Source organism: Mesorhizobium sp. M0437, assembly GCF_040321335.1.
In the GTDB taxonomy this organism is placed as follows: domain Bacteria; phylum Pseudomonadota; class Alphaproteobacteria; order Rhizobiales; family Rhizobiaceae; genus Mesorhizobium.
This window is the reverse complement of record NZ_JAMYRK010000004.1, coordinates 200,579-206,819: the sequence shown is the minus strand read 5'-3', so window position 1 is coordinate 206,819 and position 6,241 is coordinate 200,579. Positions and strand designations below refer to the sequence as shown.

Here is a 6,241-nt window from a genome sequence, read left to right as displayed (position 1 = left end):
CGGCGGTGGGGGGCGTGCATATTTGAATACGCCCCCCCCTTTCCGGCGCTACCCCCCCTCCAGCCCGGGGCCCACCGCCCGACCCCGCAGCGCCGGGGGGCCTGGCCCCGGCCGCTTTCGGTCGAGCCGCGCGACGGACGGCTTTGTGTGTTCATGCCGCCGGTCGAGGCGCTGGAGGATTATCTCGAACTGGTGGCGGCGGCTGAGAACGCGGCAAGGGCGATCGGCCTGCCGGTGCATATAGAAGGCTACGGCCCGCCGCACGATCCGCGCCTCAATGTCATCCGTGTCGCACCCGATCCCGGCGTCATCGAGGTCAATATCCACCCCGCTGCGAATTGGCAGGATTGCGTGGCGACGACCACGGCGATCTACGAAGAGGCGCGGCAGACGCGGCTTGGCGCCGACAAGTTCATGATCGACGGCCGCCACACCGGCACCGGCGGCGGCAACCACGTCGTCGTCGGCGGCGCAACGCCCAATGACAGTCCGTTCCTGCGCCGCCCCGACCTGTTGAAGAGCCTGGTGCTGCAATGGCAGCGGCATCCGTCGCTGTCCTATCTGTTCTCCGGCCTGTTCATCGGCCCGACCAGCCAGGCGCCGCGCTTCGACGAGGCGCGCCACGATTCGCTTTACGAACTCGAAATCGCGATGGCGCAGGTGCCGCATCCGGACAAGGGCGCGGCACCCCTGCCGTGGCTGGTCGACCGGCTGTTCCGCAATCTTCTGACAGACGTGACCGGCAATACCCATCGCTCGGAAATCTGCATCGACAAGCTGTTTTCGCCGGACGGGCCGACCGGCCGGCTCGGGCTGGTCGAATTCCGCGGCTTCGAGATGCCGCCCAACGCGCGCATGAGCCTGGCGCAGCAATTGCTGGTGCGCGCCATCATCGCCCGGGCCTGGAAGAACCCGCTCGACGGCCGCTTCGTGCGCTGGGGCACTTCGCTGCACGACCGTTTCATGCTGCCGCATTATGTATGGGCGGATTTTCTCGATGTGCTGGACGACCTCAAGCTGAACGGCTTTGCGTTCCGTCCGGAATGGTTCGATGCCCAGCTCGAATTCCGCTTCCCGTTCTGCGGCGACGTCCAGCATGCCGGCGTCAAGCTGGAGCTCAGGCAGGCGCTCGAGCCGTGGCACGTGATGGGCGAGCAAGGCGCGATCGGCGGCACCGTACGGTTTGTCGATTCCTCCGTCGAAAGGCTGCAGGTGAAGACCGAGGGGCTCAACCCGGAGCGTCACGCCGTCGTCTGCAACGGCCGCGTCGTGCCGATGAAGGTGACCGACAACCGCGAGATCGCGGTGGCCGGCGTGCGCTTCAAGGCCTGGCAGCCGGCGTCCGGCCTGCATCCGGCGCTGCCGGTCAACACCCCGCTGGTCTTCGACATCTATGACCGCTGGTCGGGCCGCGCAGTCGGCGGCTGCGTCTACCATGTCGCACATCCCGGCGGGCGCAGCTATGACACCTTCCCGGTCAATGGCAACGAAGCGGAGGCGCGGCGGCTCGCTCGCTTCGAGCCGCGTGGCCATACGCCGTCCAGCTATGTGCTGCGCAACGAAGAAGCCTCTGAAGATTTCCCGATGACCCTTGACCTTCGGCGGCCGCAAAGACTCTGATCAGCCATGGCGAAGGGGAATCACAAAAGGCTGCGCAGCAAGCCGCAGACCCACAGTCTGCTGGAGCACTACCAGCCGATCGACGGCGTCGTCGACGAGATGGTCGATGCGTCGGGCAATCCGCGGCCGGCCTGGCGGCACTTCATCGAGTCGCTGGAGGACCTGGGGCCGGAAAAGCTTGCCCAGCGCTTCGCCCGCGCCGACCAGTACCTGCGCGACGCCGGCGTCTACTACCGCGTCTATGACAAAGCCGGCGCCAACGAGCGGGAATGGCCGCTGGCGCATGTGCCGCTGCTGATCGAGGAGCAGGAATGGGCTGACATCAGCGCCGGCCTGGTCCAGCGCGCCGATCTGTTCGAGGAGACCATCGCCGACATTTACGGGCCGAACCGGCTGGTCGAGAAAGGCATTCTGCCGGCCGGATTGATCGCGGTCAGCCCGGAATATTTGCGGCCGGTCGTCGGCACCAGGCCGGCGAGCGGCCATTTCCTGCATTTCTGCGCCTTCGAGCTCGGTCGTGGCCCGGACGGCCGCTGGTGGGTGCTTGGCGACCGCACACAGGCGCCGTCGGGCGCCGGCTTTGCGCTGGAAAACCGCGTCGCCACCACAAGGGCGCTGTCCGACATCTACGGCGAAATGCATGTGCACCGCCTGGCCGGCTTCTTCCGTCGCTTCCGCGACGCGCTGATCGGCATGGCCAGGCAAGCCGGCGGCCGTGTCGCCATCCTGACGCCGGGACCGCTGAACGAAACCTATTACGAACATGCCTATATCGCCCGCTATCTCGGCATCATGCTGCTCGAGGGCGAGGACCTGACCGTCTCCGGCGGCAGGCTGATGGTGCGCACGGTTTCGGGGCTGATGCCGGTGAGCGTCTTGTGGCGGCGGCTCGACGCCGCCTTCGCCGATCCGCTTGAATTGCGGCCGGACTCGCAGATCGGCACGCCGGGGCTGGTCGAGGCGGTTCGGCAAGGGGCGGTTTCGGCCGTCAATGCACTGGGCTCCGGCCTGATGGAGACGCGCGCGTTGCTCGCCTTCCTGCCCAAGATTTCGCGCGCCCTGCGCAACGAGGAACTGCTGCTGCCGACGGTCGCGACATGGTGGTGCGGGCAGGAGACGGAGCGTGAACATGTGCTCGCCAACATCGATAGCATGGTGATCGGCCCGGCGCTGTCGACGCGGCTTGCCTTCGAGGACGACGGCTCGACCAAGCTCGGGTCGGCGCTGTCGGTCGAGGAACGGGCCGAACTGGTCGCCAGGATCGAACGGGACGGCGGCGACTTCGTCGGCCAGGAAGCGGTGACGCTGTCGACCACGCCTGTCTATGTCGGCGGTTGGCTGGAGCCGCGGCCGGCAAGCCTGCGCGTCTATCTGGCGCGGACGCCGGAAGGCTGGACCGTGATGCCGGGCGGGTTTGCCCGTGTCGGCTTTTCGCTCGACCCGACGGCCATCGCCATGCAGCGCGGCGGCCAGGCGGCGGATGTCTGGGTGGTCAGCGACAGGCCGGTCGAGCGCGAGACACTGCTGCCGCAGGAGCACGACAGCTTCACCCGAACCCTGCCGGGCAGCCTGCCCAGCCGCGCGGCTGAGAACCTGACATGGCTCGGCCGCTATATCGAGCGATCGGAAGACACGGTGCGCATCCTGCGCGCCTACCATGTGCGGCTGGCCGAGACATCCGATCCCGAGATGCCGCTGCTCGCCGATATCAGCGACTATCTCGCGCCGTTCGGCATCGACGTCGAGACGGCAATCCCATTGGGGCTCATCGGCACGCTGGACAGCGCCGTTTACAGCGCCGGGCAGATCCGCGACCGCTTCTCGCCCGATGGCTGGCTGGCATTGAAGGATCTGTCGAAGACCATCCATCAATTTGCCGCGACCGTGGCGCCGGGCGACGACGCGACAAGGGCAATGACGGTCATCCTGCGCAAGCTGGCCGGGTTTTCCGGCCTGCTGCACGAGAACATGTACCGCTTTGCCGGCTGGCGTTTCCTGGAAATCGGCCGCAGGCTCGAACGCGGCATCCAGATCGCCCGCACGCTCGCCCGGCTGACCGGAGCCCAGGCGCCGGAAGGTGCGCTCGACATGATGCTGGAGATCGGCGACAGCGTCATGACCCACCGTCGGCAGTATCCGGTGCAGGCGGGGCGGCGCACCGTGGTCGACCTTCTGGCGCTCGATCCGCTCAACCCGCGCTCAATCCTTTTCCAGCTCGAACGGCTGAAGGCCGAAATCGCGCTGCTGCCCGCTGTCGGCGCTGAAGGCCATATGTCGCCGGCGGCCAAGGAAATCCTGCAGCTCAACACGTCGATCGCCATCAAGGAGCCCTCGGACATGACGGCCAAGGCCCTCGGCGATCTCGCCAATGAAATCGGCGGGCTCTACAACAGCCTCGCCAAAGCCTATTTCGGGTAGAGACAGCATGCTCTACGACATCAGGCTTCACCTGCGTTACGACTATGATGCGGCGGCCGGCGGTGGCCGCCATCAGGTGCGCGTGCTGCCGCCGACCATCCCTGGCGTGCAGCGCGTCATCGCCGCTTCACTGTCTTTTGTGCCGGCGCCCAGCGAACGTTCCGACTTTTCCGACTTTTTCGGCAACAGTGTCACCTCGATCGCCTTTCGTGACGCGCATGATGCGCTCGACATCAGGATGAGCGCGCGTGTTTCAGTGTCGCGGCCCGAACCCGGGCTCGACGTATCGCCGGACATACGCCGGCTGAGGGAAGAACTCGGCGCAGTGCACTCGCTGGCGCCGGCTTCGCCGCATCACTTTCTGGCCGCCAGCGATCATGCCGGCATCGACGCGGCAATCACTGCCTATGCGAAAGGCAGTGCCGGCGGTTCGACAGTCGGCACGGCCATGGCTCTGTGCAACCGCATTCACCGCGATTTCACCTATGACGGCGAGGCGACCACCGTGCAGACGCGGGCCAGCGACGCCTTTGGCCTGAAGCGCGGCGTCTGCCAGGATTTCTCCCACATCATGATCGCCGGCCTGCGCGGCCTCGGTATTCCCGCGGGCTATGTCAGCGGGTTCCTGCGCACCATCCCGCCGCGCGGGAAGCCGCGGCTCGAAGGCGCCGACGCCATGCACGCCTGGGTCAAGGTGTGGTGCGGGCGCGATGCCGGCTGGCAGGAATTCGATCCGACCAATGGCATGCGGGCTAGCAACGACCATATCACGGTCGGCTACGGCCGCGATTACTCCGATGTGGCGCCGATCGTCGGCGTGCTGAAAACCACCGGTGGACAGGTCGGCGAGCAGGCGGTCGACGTCGTTCCGGTCGTGCTCGAAAAGGCGTGACGACGCACGTCTTCGACGCACGGCGACGTCGATAGGCTGTTCTGGGACCAAGAGATCAAGAGGCGTTGGAACCCGCAGCCGGCAAGCGGCTTATCTACGGAAATTCCGTGGAGAGGACATGCTGGACAAATCCGGGTCGTCGTCTGGCCAATCGGCTGTGAGGAAAGCTGCACCAAAAAACGCGGTGCCGCACAACGGAGCGCTGGAGAACGGCGCGCAAGCCTCGGCCGTTCGGGCCTCGCTCAACTATGTCACCGACACTGAACCCGGTATTCGCCGGCTGCGTTCGGGCAAGGGGTTCTCGTACAAAGGACCCGACGGGCGGATTGTCGACGGGGAGGCGCTGGCACGCATCAAGGCGCTCGCCATTCCACCGGCCTGGACGGATGTGTGGATCTCGCCGGATGCCGACGGTCACATCCAGGCGACCGGTCGGGACCAGCGCGGCCGCAAACAATACCGCTATCACCCGCACTGGGCGGAGGAGCGTGACGGCGTCAAATATTCGAGCCTGATTGCCTTCGCCGAAAGCCTGCCCGAACTGCGGCGGCAGATCGACGTCGATTTGCGCCGTCACGGCCTGCCGCTGGAACGCGTCGTTGCGGCTATCGTCTGGCTGCTCGACAACACGATGATCCGTGTCGGCAATGCCGCCTATGCCCGCGACAACAAGAGTTTTGGGCTGACCACGCTGCGTGACCGCCATGTCTACATCAAGGGCTCGAGCCTGCGCTTTGCCTTCATCGGTAAATCCGGCAAGGAATGGAGATTGAAACTTGTCGATCGCCGGATTGCCAAGGTCGTGCGTGGAGCGCAGGACCTGCCGGGCCAAAAACTGTTCCAGTATCTCGACGAGGACGGAAACAGGCATCCGGTGCGCTCAGACGACGTCAACCGCTATATCAGGGAAAATGCCGGAGCGGAGTTCAGCTCCAAGCACTTCAGAACCTGGGGTGGCACCATCCATGCGGCGTCGCTGTTTGCGCAAACCGAACGTCCGGAAAGCCAGGCGCAGCAAAAGCGGGTGATGAACAATGTCATCGACAAGGTTGCCGAGCGGCTCGGCAATACGCGCGCGGTTTGTCGCCAATGCTACATCCATCCGGAAGTGTTCCGCGCCTGGCCCGAAGGACGGCTGCTGGACGAAATGGCGGATGCCAACCAAGGCAAGCGCTCGATCGCCGGGCTCGACGACGAGGAGGCCTTGGTCTTGAGATGGCTGAAGGCGAGGGAATGACGCCGGACGGAGCGTATTTTTTTGTCGACGCCATGTCGGCATCGGTCCTAGTGTTTCGTCCTTTGACAGAGAAA

The 6,241-nt window shown here is 65.5% G+C and carries 4 protein-coding genes; all 4 read left to right on the top strand.

Annotation, left to right across the window (positions count from 1 at the left end; translation table 11 throughout):
* A partial coding sequence (locus tag NKI72_RS04660) for a transglutaminase family protein (RefSeq protein WP_352849955.1) occupies window positions 1-1,620 on the top strand: 1,620 nt, incomplete at its 5' end.
* Window positions 1,621-1,626: 6 nt separating this feature from the next.
* Window positions 1,627-4,038 (top strand): circularly permuted type 2 ATP-grasp protein, encoded by a 2,412-nt coding sequence (locus NKI72_RS04655; protein ID WP_352849954.1) that lies wholly within the window; start codon window positions 1,627-1,629, stop codon window positions 4,036-4,038.
* 7 nt (window positions 4,039-4,045) lie between these two features.
* Window positions 4,046-4,930 (top strand): transglutaminase family protein, encoded by an 885-nt coding sequence (locus tag NKI72_RS04650; RefSeq protein ID WP_352833798.1) that lies wholly within the window; start codon window positions 4,046-4,048, stop codon window positions 4,928-4,930.
* Between the two features lie 118 nt (window positions 4,931-5,048).
* A complete protein-coding gene (locus tag NKI72_RS04645; protein ID WP_352833800.1) occupies window positions 5,049-6,167 on the top strand; it encodes a DNA topoisomerase IB in 1,119 nt (372 codons plus the stop codon).
* The last annotated feature ends 74 nt before the right edge of the window (window positions 6,168-6,241 follow it).

Excerpts from the sequence above, each read along its gene's own strand:
- NKI72_RS04655 (WP_352849954.1), top strand. The coding sequence starts at position 1,627 with ATGGCGAAGGGGAATCACAAAAGGCTGCGCAGCAAGCCGCAGACCCAC.
- NKI72_RS04650 (WP_352833798.1), top strand. The coding sequence starts at position 4,046 with ATGCTCTACGACATCAGGCTTCACCTGCGTTACGACTATGATGCGGCG.
- NKI72_RS04645 (WP_352833800.1), top strand. The coding sequence starts at position 5,049 with ATGCTGGACAAATCCGGGTCGTCGTCTGGCCAATCGGCTGTGAGGAAA.